15 protein-coding genes are annotated in these 19086 nt (G+C 48.7%); 9 read left to right on the forward strand and 6 right to left on the reverse strand.

The window, feature by feature from the left end; genetic code table 11:
* Positions 1-25 precede the first annotated feature (25 nt).
* From ACSAZK_RS01920 to ACSAZK_RS01945, 6 genes are all read left to right on the forward strand, one after another.
* On the forward strand, positions 26-157 hold the full coding sequence (locus ACSAZK_RS01920) for a hypothetical protein (RefSeq protein ID WP_440955747.1): 132 nt from the start codon (positions 26-28) through the stop codon (positions 155-157).
* A 26-nt stretch (positions 158-183) separates the two neighbouring features.
* On the forward strand, positions 184-738 hold the full coding sequence (locus ACSAZK_RS01925) for a DUF367 family protein (RefSeq protein ID WP_440955748.1): 555 nt from the start codon (positions 184-186) through the stop codon (positions 736-738).
* 51 nt (positions 739-789) lie between these two features.
* Positions 790-1266, forward strand: a complete 477-nt coding sequence (locus ACSAZK_RS01930) for a TIGR00725 family protein (RefSeq protein WP_440955749.1) — start codon at positions 790-792, stop codon at positions 1264-1266.
* 276 nt (positions 1267-1542) lie between these two features.
* Positions 1543-3798: a DNA topoisomerase I gene (locus tag ACSAZK_RS01935; RefSeq protein WP_440955750.1), complete on the forward strand. Its 2256-nt coding sequence runs from the start codon at positions 1543-1545 to the stop codon at positions 3796-3798.
* A gap of 465 nt (positions 3799-4263) precedes the next feature.
* Entirely contained in the window at positions 4264-5367 is a 1104-nt protein-coding gene (locus ACSAZK_RS01940; RefSeq protein ID WP_440955751.1) for an MBL fold metallo-hydrolase, read from the forward strand.
* Between the two features lie 593 nt (positions 5368-5960).
* The gene (locus ACSAZK_RS01945; protein ID WP_440955752.1) at positions 5961-6506 is read left to right on the forward strand and encodes a ferredoxin domain-containing protein; all 546 of its coding nucleotides are present in this window, start codon (positions 5961-5963) and stop codon (positions 6504-6506) included.
* Between the two features lie 766 nt (positions 6507-7272).
* On the opposite strand, the gene ACSAZK_RS01950 is transcribed toward ACSAZK_RS01945, so the two are convergent.
* From ACSAZK_RS01950 to ACSAZK_RS01965, 4 genes are all read right to left on the reverse strand, one after another.
* Positions 7273-9261, reverse strand: coding sequence for a DUF460 domain-containing protein (locus ACSAZK_RS01950; protein ID WP_440955753.1), 1989 nt, complete (start codon positions 9259-9261; stop codon positions 7273-7275).
* 157 nt (positions 9262-9418) lie between these two features.
* Positions 9419-10411 carry a serine/threonine-protein kinase RIO2 gene (locus ACSAZK_RS01955; protein ID WP_440955754.1) on the reverse strand — a complete coding sequence of 331 codons (993 nt, stop codon included), beginning with the start codon at positions 10409-10411 and terminating at the stop codon, positions 9419-9421.
* Between the two features lie 150 nt (positions 10412-10561).
* Entirely contained in the window at positions 10562-11062 is a 501-nt protein-coding gene (locus ACSAZK_RS01960; protein WP_440955755.1) for a type 1 glutamine amidotransferase domain-containing protein, read from the reverse strand.
* A gap of 168 nt (positions 11063-11230) precedes the next feature.
* Entirely contained in the window at positions 11231-12415 is a 1185-nt protein-coding gene (locus tag ACSAZK_RS01965) for a trans-sulfuration enzyme family protein (protein WP_440955756.1), read from the reverse strand.
* A gap of 301 nt (positions 12416-12716) precedes the next feature.
* Here ACSAZK_RS01965 and pncB point away from each other — a divergent pair, with 301 nt between their 5' ends.
* Positions 12717-13919, forward strand: coding sequence for a nicotinate phosphoribosyltransferase (gene pncB / locus ACSAZK_RS01970; RefSeq protein ID WP_440955757.1), 1203 nt, complete (start codon positions 12717-12719; stop codon positions 13917-13919).
* A 218-nt stretch (positions 13920-14137) separates the two neighbouring features.
* On the opposite strand, the gene ACSAZK_RS01975 is transcribed toward pncB, so the two are convergent.
* Complete coding sequence (locus ACSAZK_RS01975; protein ID WP_440955758.1) at positions 14138-14887, reverse strand: carbonic anhydrase; 750 nt, start codon at positions 14885-14887, stop codon at positions 14138-14140.
* Between the two features lie 169 nt (positions 14888-15056).
* The gene (locus ACSAZK_RS01980; protein ID WP_440955759.1) at positions 15057-15506 is read right to left on the reverse strand and encodes a hypothetical protein; all 450 of its coding nucleotides are present in this window, start codon (positions 15504-15506) and stop codon (positions 15057-15059) included.
* Positions 15507-15832: 326 nt separating this feature from the next.
* On the opposite strand from ACSAZK_RS01980, the gene ACSAZK_RS01985 reads away from it, so the two are divergent.
* Both ACSAZK_RS01985 and ACSAZK_RS01990 read left to right on the forward strand, forming a co-directional pair.
* Entirely contained in the window at positions 15833-16234 is a 402-nt protein-coding gene (locus ACSAZK_RS01985; protein ID WP_440955760.1) for a GNAT family N-acetyltransferase, read from the forward strand.
* Between the two features lie 493 nt (positions 16235-16727).
* Positions 16728-19067: a HEAT repeat domain-containing protein gene (locus tag ACSAZK_RS01990; protein WP_440955761.1), complete on the forward strand. Its 2340-nt coding sequence runs from the start codon at positions 16728-16730 to the stop codon at positions 19065-19067.
* The last annotated feature ends 19 nt before the right edge of the window (positions 19068-19086 follow it).

Genomic DNA, 19086 nt, shown 5'->3' on the forward strand with positions numbered 1-19086 from the left:
GGGGGCATGTTCTTCCGGAAGTTTGGTGAGCGACAGTAAAACGCTATTGGAATGCAAAATGAGCATCCTTCAGGGTGCCTATCCCGGAGCTTTCACCCTCGCCTCGGGATGCGCAAAACATATAACCCGTGCCCCCCACATTCCAAATGAACACTGATGAAGCCAACAAAGAGTCAGAAAACAATGGGTCAGCCGACAAAAGGTCAGCCGACTAAGAGCCAGCCAGCAAAACCCCGGGACATTCCCCTTTACATCTACCACGCAGGACAGTGCAACCCTAAAAAATGCACAGGAAAAAAAATGGCCCGCTTCGAGCTTGCCCGCCTTTTCGATAAGGTTTCGAAACTTCCCCGCTCCGCAATTCTCCTGGATCCTTTTGCCGAAAAAGCCATATCTCCGGCTGACAGCACGGAAAAGGGAATAATCGTGCTTGACTGTTCCTGGGAAGAAGTCGAAAGGGTCTTTCCGGAACTGGAAAAGCTGAACCTCCAGCACCGGGCTCTTCCCTACCTGCTTGCGGGAAACCCGGTAAACTTCGGAAGGCCTTTCAAACTCAATTCCGCCGAGGCTTTTGCGGCAGCCCTCTATATTCTGGGGCATAAGGAACAGGCTGAAAAAGTCCTTTCAAAATTTAACTGGGGACACAGTTTCCTGGAATTGAACCACGAACCTCTAGAGGATTATTCGAAAGCAAAAAACAGCAGTGAAATAGTGAGAATCCAGAGCTATTACATATAACAATTTCTCAAAAACAATTTCTCAAACTCAGGTAAAGGAGCGTTATTATTTATGGTCACCAGGATCCGAAAACAGATCGGAGTCATCGGGGCAGGCGCCTGCAGCGAGGAAGTGGAATCCCTTGCCGAAACTGTGGGTAGGGAAATTGCCAGGAAGGGAGCTTTGCTCCTCTGCGGGGGACTCGGGGGAGTTATGGAAGCTGCGTCTCGCGGGGCAAAAAAGGAAGGAGGGACGACCCTCGGAGTCCTTCCAGGAATCCGGAGAGAAGATGCAAATCCCTGGATCGACGTTGCTATCCTGAGCGGGATGGGACACGCCAGGAACGCGCTGATAGCCCAGTCTTCGGACGCCCTGATAGCCGTGGGCGGGGAGTACGGGACTCTCTCGGAAATTTCGCTCGGCCTGAAGATGGGAAAGCCGGTGGTCGTGCTTGAATCAAAGTGGAAGATCGAAGGGACGCAGCGGGCGAAAAACCCGAAAGAAGCCGTTGAAACCGCTTTCAGGCTGATAGAGAAGAGAACCGGGTGAATAATCAAGGATAAGGGACTATTGCTGAAGGAGAGGAGATGGAGGGAAAGAACGCACAGGGAAGCACAGCACATAAATTTTGGATGTATGAAGGCTATTGAGCCCGGTTTTTCTCGGAAAAGTTCAACAGTTTATTATAAAATCCAATCCAAAAATTTATATTCAAGAAGGAAACTCAAGAAATAAAGAACCATTCTACAGTCAAACGGAGATTAATTTCGGGGTACGCTGACATTTCAGCAAAAAAATATATAAAAATTTATACTGGAGTTTCAAATGCATCTTATCGTAACGGAAAAGAATATCGCGGCGAGGAGGATAGCCGCAATCCTGGCACCGAAAAGCCCTAAAAAAGAAAGGGTCAGCGGAGTGGATACCTACCAGTACGGAATAGGTACCGGCAAGAATAAGCAGGAAACTATTGTCATCGGGCTTGCCGGACACATAGTCGGGATCGATTTTCCAAAGGAATACAACAACTGGCAGAAGGTCGATGCAAAAGACCTGATAGGTGCCGATATCATAACGACTCCCATTAACAGGAAGATCGTGGCCGCCCTGAGAAAGCTCGGGAAAGAAGCCGGAAAGGTTACAATTGCCACTGACTATGACCGGGAAGGGGAACTGATCGGAGTCGAAGCTCTCAATATCATAAAAAAGGTGAGCCCTAACATCGGTTTTGACAGGGTCCGCTACAGTGCCATTACCCCGAAAGCCATTGAAGATGCATTTTCAAACCCTACTCCCGTGGACTTCAACCTCGCCGACGCCGGGCATTCCAGGCAGGTCATCGACCTGGTCTGGGGTGCAGCCCTGACCCGATACATATCCCTTGCCGCAGGCAGGCTCGGGAGGATGTTCCTGTCCGTAGGCAGGGTCCAGTCCCCAACCCTCTCCCTGATCGTGGACAGGGAAAAAGAGAGGGAAGCCTTTGTCTCCACCCCTTACTGGGAAATCCATGCCGAACTCGAAAACGGCAAAAAAGAAACTTTTCCCGCCCAGCACGCGACCCGGCGTTTCCTGAAGAAAGAGGAAGCTGACAGGGTCTTTGCAAAACTTGGAAAAAAGGCAACCGTACAGGAAATAGAAAGGGGAAAACGGGTCGACCAGCCCCCTACTCCGTTTAATACCACGGGCTTCATCAGCGCTGCAAACGCAATAGGGCTTACTCCCTCAAACGCTATGCGTATAGCCGAATCCCTCTATACAAACGGGTACATCTCATATCCCAGGACCGACAACACAGTCTATCCCGAAACCCTGGACCTCAGGGCCCAGATCGAAATATTCAAGGAAGGGCCCTTTAAAGAGTACGCAAACGCCCTGCTGGCGAAAAAGGAGCTCAAGCCCACCCGTGGGAAAAAGGAAACTACCGACCACCCCCCGATTTACCCGGCTTCCCTTGCAAAGGAATCGGAGCTGAAAGAGGACGAATGGAAGGTCTACGGACTGGTGGTCAGGCGCTTTTTTGCAACCTTTGCCGAGCCCAGCGAATGGGAGACCCTGCGCATAAAGCTTGACATAAACGAAGAAGAGTTCAGGGCAAGCGGGGCAAGGCTTGTTGTCCCTGGCTGGAGATGGTACTACGACTACAACAAGCCCGAAGACAGGCTGCTCCCGGAACTTTCGGAAGGGGAAGCCCTGACCGTGGCAAAGAAGGAGATGCTCGACAAGGAGACCCAGCCCCCGGGACGCTACGGGCAGGGGCGCCTGATCAATATGATGGAAGAACTCGGGCTCGGGACGAAAGCCACCAGGCACGAGATCATCAGTAAGCTCTATTCCAGGGCTTATATCCACGGGACCCAGGTCCAGCCGACGAAGACCTCTTTTGCCGTCATGGATACCCTTGAGAAATATTCCCCGACGATCACCAAACCCGACATGACCCAGATCCTTGAGGAAAACATGGACAGGATTGCCGAAGGTAAGATCTCGGAAGCCGAAGTCCTTGAGGAATCGAGAGAGATGTTAAAAGAGGTCTTTTCGGAACTGGAAAAAAACCGGGACAAAATCGTGGAATCCCTCCAGGCAGGACTCCGGGAAGACAAGATCATCGGCAACTGTCCTGACTGCGGAAACGAGATAATGGTCCGCCGTTCAAAGCGGGGAGGCCGTTTCATAGGCTGCAGTAACTACCCGGACTGCACCTTTTCCCTGCCCCTGCCCAGGAGCGGGCAGATCGTGGTTACGGATAAGATCTGCAAGGTGCACGGACTGCACCACCTCCGCATAGTCAATTATGGAAAACGCCCCTGGGACCTTGGCTGCCCCCAGTGTAATTTTATTGAATGGCAGAAGGCAAAACAGGAAGAGCAGGACAAGATCCCCGATAAGGAACGCCCGAAATCCATCAAGGAAATTAACGGGGTCGGGAAGGTTACGGCGGAAAAACTCGGGGAAGCAGGGATCTCAACCGTCGAAGACCTGATAAAAGCCGATCCTTTCGAACTTGCGAAAGTTACAAAAATCAGCATAAAGAAAATAAAAAACTGGCAGGTAACCTGCGGGGCAGCTATTGAAAGCTGCTGAACCCACCCAACCAGTCAAAAACGACAAAACGGTAGAAATCGTAAAACGGTAGAAATCGTAAAACGGTAGCAAGCTGCTGGCTTATTGAAAAGAATCTTTGGGCTGGCAAGCACTTTCAAATTATTATAAAGCAAACAGCCCGGTTCAAAATTGCCGGAAGCTTTCAAAAGCCCGATAAAATCTTTTTCTTTCAGATACTTATTTATAAAATTCAGTCTTTTTTCAACTGGTAGAAAAGCCCAAAACAGAAAGGAATGCTTCTTTATTTCACAGGGCTTATCACCAAAGTTCAATATTTTCTTAATAAGTTTTCAAGGAGTTGGAATCCTGGAGTTTAGTTTTAAAGGCGGATGCAGGGAAGTCGGGCGTTCGGGTTTACTCGTCAACGAGGAGGTCCTGCTCGATTACGGAATTAAGGCGGGGGATATCCCCGAATACCCCCAGAACGGTATGGAACCCAAAAGCGTGCTCATCTCTCACGGGCACCTGGACCACTGCGGGGCAGTCCCGAACCTTATGTACATGAAACCCGAAGTCTTCATGACCCCGCCGACTGCGGAGTTTACCGAACTCCTGGGAAGAGACACCCTAAAACTCGCGGAAAGGACCCTCTCGGGTGTGGCCCCCTTTGACCCTGACGACCTGCAAAAGCTCTCTCGTTCCATCCAGAAGACCGACACGGGAACGGAATTCATGACCCACGGTTACAGGGCTCGTTTCTATGGGGCAGGGCACATCCCCGGGGCTTCGGGCATTTACCTGGAATCCGAAGCAGAAGAAAGTCTATTTTACACGGGTGATTTCAGCCTTCAGGCCACAAGGCTGGTCCCGGGGGCTGAAAAGTTCCCGAAAGCCGACACCCTCATACTCGAAAGTACCTATTTCGGGGAAGAACACACCCCGCGCAAAGAAACTGAGGAACGCTTCATCGAATCCGTCTGGGAAACCCTGGACATGGGGGGGACAGCTATTATCCCGGCCTTTGCCATCGGCAGGACCCAGGAAATCCTCATGCTCCTGGACGCCCACGGGATCCACGCTTATGTGGACGGGATGGGAAAGGATGTATACAAAATCCTCAAAAAATATCCCGAATACCTGAAAAACCCCAAACTCCTTGACCAGGCCTTCGATAATGCCACCCATGTAAAGCAGAGTAAAAGGGCGGAGATCCTTAAAGAGCCCTCAGTAATCGTCACCACCGCCGGCATGCTGAACGGGGGGCCCGTGCTCTACTACCTGAGCAAACTCTACAAGGACCCGAACTCAAAAATCCTGCTTACCGGCTACCAGGTAGAAGGCACAAACGGAAGGATGGCCGTGGAAAACGGGATAGTCGAAAACAACGGAAATGTCCTGTCCCTGAAACCGAAACTTGAACAATACGACTTTTCCGCCCACAGCGGAGACTCCGAACTGAAACAGGTGGTAAAGAAGTTCTGCAAAAAGGGTACTGAAAGGGTCTTTGTAATGCACGGGGACAAAACCGAAGCCTTTGCACAGTGGATCTCAGAGGAAATCGGCGTGGAAGCCTATGCTCCTGCAAACGGGGAATCCTTTACATTTTAATAAAAACATACAGGCATTGAAGAATAGTCCGGTCCGAATAACGATGGCAAGTTGGTAGTAAAGATGCAAAGTTAGTAATAAAAATACAAAGTGAAATCACTCATAAGCTTTAATTAGGATCAAAACGTTTGGAAAAAACAGATACTTGCTCCAAAATTATTGGACAAGTTATGTGATGAATAAGTATATGATAGGGGCCTTGTTCCCATTTCGCGGCGCCCTATCGATGATCCAACCCCATGAGATTGAGAGGAAACCCTTAAACTCTCAATCTTCACATCTGTTCTTATGCCATGTGAGTATATATCACAACCGATCTTAATTATTTAATATAATTAAAATGTTTTATACACCTTGTATTTTTTAATCACCGCATGATTTTCAATAGCGTTAAATATTTTGTTAGCTTTGAAATTTGTGCTCGGTTGAAAAGCATCCCGGAAGCCAATTTATCATCTTATAAACCTATTATCCCCTGATAAGCTAATTTTTCATCTGACAAACTAATCTTTTTTCAGGATCGAGTACCCATAATAAAGAAGAGCAGGCAGAACACGAAACCCTTAAGCCTGAAAAACCCCAATAATCCGTGCATGATCCTGAATCCTGAATCCGAAGTACTCGAAACGCTCGCAAAAAGCATCCTCCTGGCTGCCAGGACCGCCCCGAAAGCCAAAGGAGTTGACGATATAGTAACAGCCCTGGTAGAAGCAGAAGATATCGAAGTCCTTGCCTCTACCATGGAAAAACTCGCCGACGAGAAAGGTGAAGGCTTCGCCTTCCTGAAAAGGGACGCCGGAAACCTAAGGAATGCCGGAGCTGCGGTCCTGATAGGGGTTAAAGCCAGCGGGGCTGCAGGCCTTAACTGCGGAGCCTGCGGTTTTTCGACCTGCAAAGAGATGCTTGCACAGCAGAAGGTAGAAGAAGAATTCAGGGGTCCCAACTGCATGTTCAAGTACGCCGACCTCGGAATTGCTGTGGGTTCAGCCGTTGCCAGGGCAAAAGACCTCTGCATTGACAACCGGGTAATGTACACCGTCGGAGCAGCCGCCAGAGTCTCGGGCCTGCTGGATGCAGACGTGGTTTTAGGGATCCCTTTGAGCGTGAAGGGGAAGAACGTTTTCTTTGACAGAAAGTAAGCGTTTTTTAGTTCCTTTTACTTTTTTTATCAATTTTTACTTTTTTTTCGGATCTGTCTTTGTTTCAGCCTGTCGGGTTTCCTGCGGAACAGCAGTATATTGATTCCGAAATCCGTGCCACTTTGATCTGTTTTTGGGTGCCGGCGCTCTCACCGGCCAGCTTGCTGACCGGCCTTTTCTAAAAATGATATTTAATAATTTAGTTCAAGCACAGAAGCATTTTGAATTTAAAGATGAATCTGGAAAAGAGTATCCTGATGGATAAAAAGTATATTTGAATAACTGTAAGAGGTATTTGGATAACTGTAATAGATATTTGAATGACTGTAAAATATATTTGAGTAACTTTAAGAGGTATTTGAATAACTTTGATGGGTATCTAAATAACTTTAATAGGCATTTGAATTACCAAAAAAGATAGCCGAATGACTATTGAGAGCAACGGGAGAACTAAGAATGTCGTATAATGCCAGAACTGCTTATTTCCCTTTTTTGGGTTTTAGAATCAGCTTTCTTTGCGCCAATTTCCTGAAATAGCCGCACTTCGTGCGGGGGGCAAAAGCGGTTTGATAAGGCATTCAGGAAGCACTGTTTTCGATAATATCCATTAAAAACCGGTTCCCTTTTTCCATAAATATTCAGAAACCCGCGGCTCTCCCCATTTCCAGGCCCCGGAAGTAGCCCACGGGCGCACCAGCGGCCGGTCTTCGCCAAAAACTAATGGGCCATTGCTTCCATCAACTTTGGAAAAAATTAGAGAGAATTCTTAAAGCAGCCCCCTCCTCCGCTCACTCCTGTACTCATCAAAAATGCTCTGCAGTTCGTCTTCTTTGGCTTTCTGCCGGCTTTTTTCGGCTTCCTTTTCCCATTCGGCAATAGCCATTTTCAGGACTTCAGGCTCGACCATAGCAAAGTCGTCAGCCCTTTCCAGGGGGACGTTTTTCAGGACAGGGATACCCCCTTTGAAGAAAGTGTCCTCGGCAGCATGGGAGATGTCTTCAGGGATAAGGACTGCTCTCACCCCGACTTCCACCAGGATCTGGGCAGTGGCTGTCCCGCCTCCGCTGGGATTTTCCAGGAAGACGACATCTCCTTCTTTCAGGCCGTAGTGTTCCTTTGTTTCGGCAATGGACTCCTTTGTAAAGGCGGAGATAACCTTGACGGGGGTGCCTTCTCCCCGGACTTCCATTTTCTGGATTTTCCGGAGCTTCTTGCTCCTCCGGCGCAGGTCTTTTAGGGTCCTGTTTTTCCTGACCAGTTCCCTTTTGAGGTTCTCGATGGTGCTTTCCCTGATCCTGAGCTCTTTTTCCTTCCGGACTTCCATGTAGGCTTCTTTTTTAAAATCCCTCAGCCTTGCCTCAAGCTTTGAGATCTTCCTGTCCTTTGCAGCGGCCTCTTTTTTTAACTCTTCTACATATTCCTGAAGGTTCTGGATCTGTTCGCCCTGCTGCTGAACTGTTTCCCTCATTTTCCGGAGCGATTCTTCAAGAGCCATATCCTCGGGCTTTACGGGAGGCTCGGGAGCTTTACGGGGCTTTTTCCCGGCCTGGGCCTGGGCCTGCACCTTTTCGATTGCAGCCTCAATCGAATAGCCCCGCATGACAAAGAGCTTGATCAGTTCGAGGTCGGAATCCTCAGGGGCTTTCTTTTCAATCCGGGAAAAGACGTTCTTGTAGCTTTTATAGGTGAGGAGGGCTGCGGTCAGCGCGTCCCTTTCATGGTCATTAGAGTAGCCAAAAGGCCTTCCAAGGGCGATTTTCTCTTCGGAAGATACTTCAGCCCCCGGGCTTGCAGGCACGGCTTTAAAGCTTCTCCTGATCTTTTCAACCGAACCCGGCATGGGAGCCACGTCACTGGCAATAACGGCAGGTTTCCCGTATTCGGCAATCAGCTTGACGACCTCGTCGGGGGCTATTCCCCGGAAGCTTTTCAAAAAGAGGAGGTCCCCGTCCAGGGAGAGGATAGCTATGCCTACGGTGGTCCCGGGATCAATCCCCACGATCGTGAAACGCCGTCTGGACTGCTTTTGCTTAAGGGGGATGTAGCGGATCCTGTCCCGTTCCACATTCTTTACGCTTACCTGTGCATCGCTGCTGACAATCGGGTGTATTGGAATCTCTCCGCGTTTTGCATATACGGTGAACTCGGACCTGACATAGCCTCCGAATCCCTTTACGTTCACGACTTCAAACCTGATTCCCTTTTCCCGGGAAAGTCTCTTCAGGATGTCCTCGATTTCCCGGCTCCGCTGCTGAACAAACCCGTGGACCTTTCTCCGGTAGCGGTTCTGGCTCCAGCCTCCCCGGCCGAGGGAGCGTGCCCTGCTGACCTTGATCTTTGTCATGTCTTCAAAAAGGGAGACCTCATGCCCGACTCCCAGCTCAGCCAGGCGGGCACAGGCTTCGGCTTCCTCGTTCGGGTTTGTCGGGTCAAAGGAAATTCCGTGCTTTTTCCCAAGCCGGACAAGGGGTTCGGGGTGCAGCCCGCCCGTAACCTGGACGAGCTTTACGCCGTCAGGAAGGCGGTTCATAATGGAAATAAGCTCTTTTCGGTCCGCAGCCAGCTCAAAGATATTGTCCACAGCAATTATCTCCGGCCGGTCCTTAAGAACCATATTCAGGACCTTCTGGCGGCGGAGCATGGTATGATGGGTAATTTCCCCATCCCTGAAGACAGCCAGGGCATACCTGGGGAGCTCTTTCGCTCGCGGTGAGCCCCTGGCAATGTCAATTCCATAGATAATCCTGTTTTGCATGGACACCTATATATTATTTTTCAAAGAATATATATTTAACTGTGAAATACGGCTATTTCAATTATCTATAATTATCAATTAGGTCCGCTTAACCTGAAAAAAAAGAAGGGCAAGGAGATAAGGAGTCTTTCAGCTTTCAGCAATTTATTCTTCAAAGTCATCCCTGTATATCTTCTTCAAAGTCAGCTTCAGTTTCAGTTCCGATCTCTTCTCCGGCCTCACCTGAAATCTCTTTTCCTGCTTCATCTCCGGCCCTGGATTCCCATTCACTCTTAATTTCCCTGAGAACCTCCTCAAGGTCCCTTCTTGTCCCGTATTTTTTGTAAAAGTGGTTCAGGACATTGGAAACATCCCTTTCCAGCAGTTCATCTGCGTGAGGATGGTCAGGGGTGACATACTGGGGCCAGTCGATAAGCTGGACGCAGTCCTCGGCAACGAAGATATTGTACTCGCTGAGGTCTGCGTGGATTATTCCGAGGGAGTAGGTAAGCTTTACCTGGCGGAGGATTTCGTCCAGGTACCATTCCGGGTCCAGGACCTTCGTCTTTGAGAGGATGCTCCCCTTTGCCAGTTCCATTACAATGGCATGCCGGTTCTGGTCAATTGGTTTTGGGATGGAAACTTTCGGATAAAGGGTAGTCATGATCCCGTATTCCCGCTGGGCTGCCAGGCGGGCGGCATAGATCCAGGAAAAATGTTCTCTTTCCCCGAGGTGGTCACGGACCCTTTTGACCTGCTTGAAACTGGTCCTCCCTTCACGGTGGAACTTGATGATGACCGGGATCGGTTCTCCTATAGCCAGCTCGGGCTCCTTGATAGCCTCGAAGATCACAGACTCTTTCCCTACCCCTACCTCATCTCCTATGGCACTGATGCTTTTCCTCTTAACGAAAGTGTTGAGAGCCAGGGCATCGTAACCCTCGAAATAGATCTGGTAACCCTCATAAGGCTGGAAAGTCCTGACAACCAGATTATTCCTGACAAGCTTCTTCAGCCTGTAGTCCAGTTTTTCAGAGGGCAACTTGGTATATTTGTTCAGGTCTTCCGCGGGCACCCACTCGAAATGCTTCATCCCCATTTCGATGCCCGTCAGGACCCTGAAATCCTTTTTATCAAGCTCCCTGAAAACCCTTAGTACTTCGTTGATCATTCGCTACTAAATATAACCCTCGGTATTTAAATAATAGGGCAACGGCTCACCCGGAATCCGGGAAATACTGTTAGCCGGAAAAGCCGTTAACCGGAAAATCCTTTATCCAGAAAAGCCGTTAGCCAAAAAATACTGCCGCCCATGATCCTCTCATCGGAGCAGTTTGAGCATTTCCCGCCCGAAAGCATGGAGATCGAACGGGTGTCTTGAAGTCACGAGGTTTCCGTCAACGACCACCTCACTGTCCTCATAAAGGGCTCCGGAGGCTATCAGGTCATCCCTTATCCCGATCCAGCAGGTTGCCCTGTGCCCTTTTATCACCCCCGCTGAGATCAGCACCTGGGGGCCGTGGCAGATTGCGGCTACAGGCTTGTTTTCCCTGAAAAAGTATCTCGTGATCTCAAGGGCGGCTTTATCAAGCCGGATTTTTTCCGGACCTTTGCCTCCAGACAGCACAAGGATATCGTACCCTGAGGGAATAACTTCCTTAAAGGCAAGGTCCGCATTGATTTCATAGCCGTGCTTGCCCCGGATTGTTCCCCTTTCCATCGACACCACATGAACAATGATTCCTTCTTCTTTCAGACGGCTATAAGGATAGAAAAGTTCCAGGTCTTCAAACCCGTCAGCTCCGAATATAAGCGCTTTCAACAAAAATCCCCCCTGTTTAAGAATCTTCCCTGTTTACAGGAACTTCCTCACTCCAGGATTTTTCCCCTGTACAAGAATGTCTCCTGCACAGGAATTTCCCGATAAAAGATAGGTTTCCCGTAAGATATACCTATCTTATCCGGAAAACGGCGGAGGTAAAAGACCGGCTCAGATCTTCTCCAGCGCCTGCTCAAGGTCCGCAATTATATCTTCCGGCTCCTCGATCCCGACCGAGATCCGGACCAGTTCATCCGTGATACACACACTTTTCCTTATTTCACAGGGAACACAGGCATGGGTCATCGAAGCCGGGTGCTGGATCAGGGTATCGGTAGCCCCCAGGCTCACGGCAAGGGAACAGAGTCTGACGCTGTCCATTAACCTGCGCCCGGCTTCAAGCCCGCCCCGTACCCCGAAGGAGAGCATGCCGCTGTACCCGCTCATCTGCTTTTTTGCGATCAGGTGCTGCGGGTGGCTGGGAAGCCCGGGATACCTTACCCACTCGACCCCGGGGTGGGACTCAAGGAATTCGGCAACTTTGAGAGCATTTTCAGCGTGCTTTTCCATCCGGAGGTGCAGGGTCTTCAGGCCCCGGATGCAGAGCCACGCCTCATGGGGGCCCATGATCCCCCCGGTGTACCCTACAACAGGAGAAAGGGACCTCATGAAATCCCTGCTTCCGACAACGATTCCCCCCAGCAGGTCGGCATGCCCTCCTATGTACTTGGTGCAGCTGCTCAGGGACAGGTCCGCCCCAAGCTCCAGGGGCTTCTGGAAATAAGGTGTTGAAAACGTATTGTCAACAACGCAAAGGGCTCCGTGTTCCCTGGCCATGCAGGCGATTTCCCCTATGTCGCAGACGGTCATGGTGGGGTTTGCCGGCGTTTCCAGAAAGACCATTTTCGTGTTTTCTTTGAAAGCTGCTCTTACTTTGTCCAGGTCAGAGGTATCAATGAAGCTCACTTCTATGCCCAGCCGCGGAAGGACCGTCAGAAAGAGGCTGTAAGTGCAGCCGTACACCACATCCGTTGAGATCAGATGGTCTCCCTGTTTCAGGTGGGTGAGGACAAGCGCCGTAATCGCAGCCATGCCCGAGGCAAAGGTCTGTCCGGCTTCCCCACCTTCAAGGTCCGCAACCTTTTCGGCAAGTGCGGCATGGGTAGGTGTGTTGGGGGGAATCCGGGTATACACATATCCTGCTTCTTCCCCTGCAAACCTTGCTGCCCCCTGTTTGGTGTTCTCAAAAACGAAAGTTGACGTCTGGAATATCGGAGTCGTGTGCGCCCCGTAAACCGGGTCCGGCATTTCTCCCGAATGCACGCATCTGGTCCCGAACTTCATTTCTCTTTCCATTTTCCCAAAAACCCCCTGTAAAAAATATGTACGGGAAATTATCTGTGCTCCCACTAATTATTTGTTTGGAAGGCATAGCCGGGAAATAGGAGAACCATAAAATTAATTTAGTAAAGATAGGTTGTTTTCAGCGGGTTCCGTCAGAAATCTTAAAAAATATAATACACTATATAGCCTGAGTACAACCTGAATATGATCCCGGTGTGACCTGCGGTAAACAATGATAACACAGCGGAAACATACAGAAAGCACAAAAAGTGGCGGCTCAGAGTCACAACAAAACGTTAAGGGATGACCCTAAGTGATCAGATCAATACTTGATAATGACCTTTACAAGTTTACAATGCAGATGGCAGTACTGGAACTCTTCCCCGGGGCGGAGGCCGAGTATCGCTTTATCAACCGGGGAACGCAGCGTTTTACCGAAGGCTTTGTCGAAGAACTCAGGAGAACCGTAGACGAAGAGATCTCCGAACTCACGCTTACGGAGGAAGAATACCACTGGCTCGGGAAACACTGCCCTTACCTGAAGCCCATGTACCTCGAATACCTCAAGAACTTCCGCTTCAAGCCGGAAGAGGTTACAATCTGTCTTACGGAAGACAGGAACCTTGACATGCGGATCAAAGGGCCCTGGCACAGTACTATCCTCTGGGAAATCGTACTCATGGCTGCAGTTTCCGAACTGTACTTCAGCACGATAGAAACAAGCTGGAACGGGAACGGGGAATCGGAAATATCCGAATCCGTCCTTGCAGCCTACGGGGAAAAGGTCCTTAAAATCGGAAAAGCCCTGGAAGAAAACAACTGCCTCTTTGCGGAATTCGGGACCCGCCGCAGGCGGAGTTTCGAAATCCATGACCAGGCCATGGAGAGCCTGGCCGGGATAAAAACCCTTACAGGCACAAGCAACGTCTATTTCGCGAAAAAATACGGCATGAAAGCCATCGGAACCGTGGGGCATGAATGGATCATGGGAACCTCGGCCCTTGTGGGGCTTCGTTATGCCAACCGTTTTTCCCTTGAAAACTGGGAGGAAGTCTTCAAAGGCGACCTCGGGATAGCCCTTACCGACACCTTTGGCTCGGATGCCTTTTTCAAGGACTTTGACCTGAAACTCTCAAAACTCTACGACGGAGTTCGGCACGACAGCGGAGACCCCATAACCTTCGTGGACAGGGTTATTGCCCACTACAAAAAACTGGGCATCGGCCCCATGAAAAAAGTGTTGGTTTTCAGCGACGCCCTCAACTCCGAAACAGCAATCAATATCAGGAAATACTGTGAAGGCAAAATCAATTGCAGTTTCGGGATAGGGACTAACCTTACCAACAACTCCGATTTCTTCCGGAAAAGCCCCCCCCTGAACATGGTCATCAAACTGCACGGCATCAATGGCATCCCGGTCGTGAAACTCAGCGACTCCCCGGAAAAAGAAACTGGAGAACGAGACGCCCTGAGGGTAGCAAACTATATTTTCGGGAGAAAAGGGCTGGACGACTAAAAACCTGAGGAAGAGAAAGGCCAAAGCCCCATCCAGGGCTGTGAAAAAAAATCGTTTTTCTTCGGACATCCTGATTTTTTGATTAAATTGCAGGAGGGGGATGCCCGGGGAGTTTAACTTTTTGTTTTTTACATTGCGTTTATTTTCTTTGCATTACTTTGCAGTGCATTACTTTGTAGTGCGTTTATTTTCATTGCGTTGCTTTACTGTGCTTTGCTTTACTGTGCGTTGTAGCCGTCGGCAAGGTTGACGTTTACGTACACTACAGCTTCATTGGTGTGCCTGTAAGCGTAGTCGTCGGTGATCTCGGGCAGGGCGTCAGCCTCGGCCTGGGAAGTGACCACGGTGCCTGCAGAGATGTACCTGCCGTCCGGAATGGTTACACCGATTGCGCCGGAAGTCGGCTCAAGCACGCAGTTGCTTCCGACTTTTGCATTGAAGACCATTGCCTGCATTCCTATGAAGGTGTCATCCCCGACGTAAGCCGGGCCGTGGACCTGAGCCTGGTGGGCAAGGGAGACCCTTTCTCCAACATAGACCGCGTATTCTTCCCCGTCTACCTCAATAATGTGGCTTTCCACTGGTTCACCTTCCTCGTCAATGGTTTCAAGGGCATGGAGTATAACTCCGTCCTGAATGTTGCTTTCGTTCCCGACAAAAATGGGAATCCCCTCGTCACTCCGGACCGAAGCGAACGGGGAGACCATCACACGAGCTCCGATAGTCGCATCCCCGATTACTGATGCCTGGGGGTGGATGTAGGCAGTCGGGTCAATCGTTGGCTCGGTAGGCTCGGGGTTCCAGGGGGTTACGGGGTTTGCCCGGATGTTCGAAGTAGCCGCCTCAACCGCAGCCTCTGCATGCTCTCCTTCTTCTGCCCCTTCTCCCTGGGAAACGCAGCCGCTCCCGGCAAGGGCCAGAACAAGAGCCAGAATCAAAAATGTAAAGACCTTTTTGTTAAAGTTCATCAGAAACCTCCAGTAACAGTGTGAAGGATGTAAAATATATAGCACTTACTATTTTTATTTGAAAAAAGATAAAATAATAAATGTGAGGTGAATTAATTTTGAGAAAAACAACAAAAAAATAGGAAATCAAAAGGACATAAAAGGCCCCGGATGACGAAGTGAGGCGGATTCATAATATATCCAAATTCTCTTGAAAGTGTCTTTCGATTTCCCTTCTTTCCTTTCTGGCGGCGACAGTATCCATTATCCGGGCCACAATGTAAGCAACGAGCCCACCTGTCAAAAGAGCAACTGCCAGATAGAAATAATACGATTTTTTCGAATTATATCTCTTCCCTAAATAATCAAGTCCCCATGCAAAGAAAAGTGTCAATAATGGTATTGAGAAAAGGTATATCCATGTGCCATGATGATATTTGAGATAGTATATGATTAAAAGTGCCATGTAATGTAGAGATACGATTGTGTTCCTCTGAATTTCAATTCTAAAATTACAGCTCTTATTTAGATAATTAAGTCCCCATGCAAAGAAAAATGTCCATACTGCCGTTAAAACAATAAAGACCCATGTCTCGTGAGGGTATTTAGTAACGATGTAGTTTACGATTAAAAACCCCATTTAATGTAGAGCTAAGATTGTGTTTCTCTGGAATCTCGTTACGACCATGGATAAAATTAATTACTTGCACACTTATAAAATATATCAAAAAAGAGGGACATATATAAACTGATTATATAATTTTTCAGTCACTTTGACCCAGGTTCTTTACTCCATATTGTTGCCAATCAATGGAATTCAGCAGGGAGCCAGGAAAAATCACGAAATTGACGCCGCGCTTACAGGCTTCAAGCAGGTTGAAAGATCACAGCTTAACCCTTATTTCTCCATCCTTGTCTTTCACTTCGGGAAATTTAAATATCATAATAAATTTAAATTGCTAGTATATGGGCATAAGGTATTCCGATAACAAAAATCTCGAAAGAGAACAGCTTGTTTCCCTTTTCAAGTCTGTTGAATGGGAATCGGCAAAGTATCCGCAGGAACTGCAGTTAGCAATTGCAAACTCGCACTCCGTTTATACAGCATGGGATGGGGACAAATTGGTTGGGCTTATGAATGCTTTGTCTGATGGAGTTATGACAGTTTATTATCACTATCTTTTAGTCAAGCCAGAGTATCATAAGCAAAGAATAGGTGCAACCCTCGTAAGAATGATGACTGATAAATATTCCAGGTGCAGAACACAGGTTGTAATTTCATATTCAAACCAGGTTAATTTTTATAAGAACTGTGGTTTCATCGTTGGTGATGATGAGATTCCTCTATTTATTTCAGATTTAGTATAATTATGTTCAGACTCTACAACCGAGAAAAACAGCATTGTACTCAGACCTGAAAAAAGAAATACTTCCCATGACCTCGGAAATCATTCTTCATTTTCCTTTATTCCGGGTTTTCCGGGTTTTCCGTGCTTTCTATGGTTAAAAGTTCACTTGAGATTGGGGAAGGAATTTGGGTACTTGACTATAAATCCGGTCAGGAACATATGAATATAAAAGTTTTTATGCTGCTAAATACAATACAATAGAAATATATTATCATTCAATTGGTCAGGGTTGTACAGTTTTTCAGATAGGTAATAACTTTTCAGGCCTACACCATAAACACAGGACTATGGAAATTATTTCATTGCAAGTGCTGCATGTACAGCCTGTAAGCAAAACCCCACATTTAATAAAAATATTTGAATTTATTGGTGTAAGTTTATAAATTTTAAGAACAATTTAGAATGAGAAAAATTAATCCGGTGAATTTTCGTCACATGGGGGTGGAAGGAAAATGGAAGCTAGAACCAAAAATCTGGTAAAGAAGTTGGAACGCTCGGTTTTTGCAGGAAACAGGGCTGCTGCGGCAGAGGAGTTAGGGAAAATAGGAGATCCGGGTGCGGTCCCTGCCCTGATTAATGCCCTCGGGCACAGCAACCCTAAGGTAAGGGTAGCTGCGGTAGAGGCTCTGGGAAAAATCGGTAGTCCCGGAGCAGTGCCGTGGATGATCAAACTGCTTAACGATCCCGAGAAGTCTGTGAAAAAAGCTGTATTGGGTACTCTTGGAAAAATCGGGACACCTGAAGCAGTTTCGGGACTTGTTAATGCACTCAATTATCCTGATAAGTTCACACAAAAGGAAGCCGTAAAAGCTTTGATCAAAATCGGCTCTTCAGAGGCGGTTTCAGGGCTTAAGGAAGCCCTTGATAACCCGGAAAATTTTGTAAGGAGAGCTTCGGTAATCGCTCTTGGAAAAATAGGCACAGAAGATGCTGTCCGGGGGCTGATAAAAGCCCTTGGGGATTCCGATGACCAGGTAAGGCAGAAATCAGTAGAAGCCCTGGGGAAAATCGGTTCCTATGAAGCTGTTCCGAAACTCATGGAAACCCTCAAGGACTCCAAGCTTTCCGTGCAGGAGGCAGCGGCAGAAGCCCTTTGCATGATAATAGGGCCTGATGTACCGGTGCCCTTACTTATCAAGGTCTTCGAAGCCCCCAACAGGGACGTGAGAAAGGCCTCAATAGAAGCCCTCCGGGCCATAGAGACTACAGAGGCGGTTTCGGCCCTCATAAGAGCCCTTGACGATCCCGACTGGTACCTGCGCAACAGGGCTGTGGAACACCTGGGAGATATCGCTTCACCCGAGGCAGTTCTGGGCCTTGTTAAAGCCCTTGACCTCCATGAAAACGCAGTCCGGAAGGCAATAGCAGGTGCACTCGGAAGGATCGGGACCCCGGCATCTGTTTCAGGCCTGATAAAATGCCTCGAAGATTCTGACAGCTCGGTCAGGGAAGTAGCGGTAGTCGGCCTGGGAAGAATAGGTACGCAGGAAGCTGTTTCAGGACTTCTGAAAGCCCTGAAGGACTCCAAGAGTTCTGTGCGGGAAGCCTCGATATCCGCCCTTGGAACCCTGGGCACAAACGAAGCTGTTCCGGACCTGATAGCCGCCCTTGAAGACCCTGAGCCTTCAGTAAGAAAAACTGCAGTAGGTGCTCTTGAAAAAATCGGAACACCTGATGCCATTTCAGGTCTTCATGACGCCCTCGACAATCCTGATGGGTCGGTGCGGAAGGCCGCAGCAAAAGCTCTTGAAAAGATTGATAAATCAAACACCGTGGAAGAACTGGGGAAAATCCTTGAAGACACCGGGAGTTCCGGAAGGGAAGCTGCCGCAGAAAGTCTCGGGAAAATCAGGACACCTTCCGCCGTTTCAGCCTTGATCCAGTCCCTTGAGGACTCCGACAGTTCCATGCGGGAAGCCGCCAGAGCCGCCCTTCTGGAAACCATGGGGACGTCCAATTCGGTGCCCATTCTCATAATGGGGCTTGATGCTCCTGACAAAGATGTGCGCAGCGCTTCGGTAGAAGGGCTCGAAAGGGTAGGCACAGCCGACACCCTGCCCGGGCTCATCAAAGCCCTCGATGACCCGGACTGGTATGTGGGAAGCACCGCAGTAAAAGCCCTCGAAAAGATCGGAACCGCTGACGTGGTCCCTGTTTTGAGAAACTGCCTGCGAGACGATGATTCCAACATCCGGATTGAGGCTGCAAGGGCTCTTGGAAATATAAATAATACGAGTTCACTGGAAGAATTCGAATTTGTAATGGAACTTGAAGAAGGAGGAGCAGGTGAAGAAGCCGGAGTAAAAGCAGGAATACTAGCAGAAGAAGCCGAAGTAGAAGCGGGAATACTAGCAGAAGAAGCCGAAGTAGAAGCGGGAATACTAGCAGAAGAAGGAGCAGGGGTAAAAGAAGAAGAAAGAGCGGGAATAAGAGCAGAGGAAAAAGCAGGGGTAGAAGCGATAGAAGCGTACCCGGAATGCGAACCTTGCACCGAATCAATCGGACCTGCGAGCCCCATAAACCCCGATTCCGATAACCCGGAAGATTGGATAGAAATCGGAGGGGAGCTGGATTATCCGGAAGCAATGGACTACTCCGACTCTTCAGTAGAAGCCGAAGTAGCTGCAATAACCGGGGAAGCCGGAAAAACCGAAGCTTTCGGAATGCCACAGAAAACGGATTTCGAAGAAGGTGAAAAGGAGATTCCATGCTGCCAGGCCTGTTCCGCTATACTGGACCTTCCCTTTGAACCGAATTTCTGTCCGTTCTGCGGCGTGAGATTAAAAAAGTAAATGAAAGCAAAGAAGTAAA

The organism is Methanosarcina sediminis (assembly GCF_052056915.1).
GTDB lineage: Archaea > Halobacteriota > Methanosarcinia > Methanosarcinales > Methanosarcinaceae > MTP4.

Coding starts and splice junctions, on each gene's coding strand:
- ACSAZK_RS01925 (WP_440955748.1), top strand. CDS start 184: ATGGGTCAGCCGACAAAAGGTCAGCCGACTAAGAGCCAGCCAGCAAAA.
- ACSAZK_RS01930 (WP_440955749.1), top strand. CDS start 790: ATGGTCACCAGGATCCGAAAACAGATCGGAGTCATCGGGGCAGGCGCC.
- ACSAZK_RS01935 (WP_440955750.1), top strand. CDS start 1,543: ATGCATCTTATCGTAACGGAAAAGAATATCGCGGCGAGGAGGATAGCC.
- ACSAZK_RS01945 (WP_440955752.1), top strand. CDS start 5,961: ATGATCCTGAATCCTGAATCCGAAGTACTCGAAACGCTCGCAAAAAGC.
- ACSAZK_RS01950 (WP_440955753.1), bottom strand. CDS start 9,261: ATGCAAAACAGGATTATCTATGGAATTGACATTGCCAGGGGCTCACCG.
- ACSAZK_RS01955 (WP_440955754.1), bottom strand. CDS start 10,411: ATGATCAACGAAGTACTAAGGGTTTTCAGGGAGCTTGATAAAAAGGAT.
- ACSAZK_RS01965 (WP_440955756.1), bottom strand. CDS start 12,415: ATGGAAAGAGAAATGAAGTTCGGGACCAGATGCGTGCATTCGGGAGAA.
- ACSAZK_RS01975 (WP_440955758.1), bottom strand. CDS start 14,887: ATGAACTTTAACAAAAAGGTCTTTACATTTTTGATTCTGGCTCTTGTT.
- ACSAZK_RS01980 (WP_440955759.1), bottom strand. CDS start 15,506: ATGGGGTTTTTAATCGTAAACTACATCGTTACTAAATACCCTCACGAG.
- ACSAZK_RS01985 (WP_440955760.1), top strand. CDS start 15,833: ATGGGCATAAGGTATTCCGATAACAAAAATCTCGAAAGAGAACAGCTT.
- ACSAZK_RS01990 (WP_440955761.1), top strand. CDS start 16,728: ATGGAAGCTAGAACCAAAAATCTGGTAAAGAAGTTGGAACGCTCGGTT.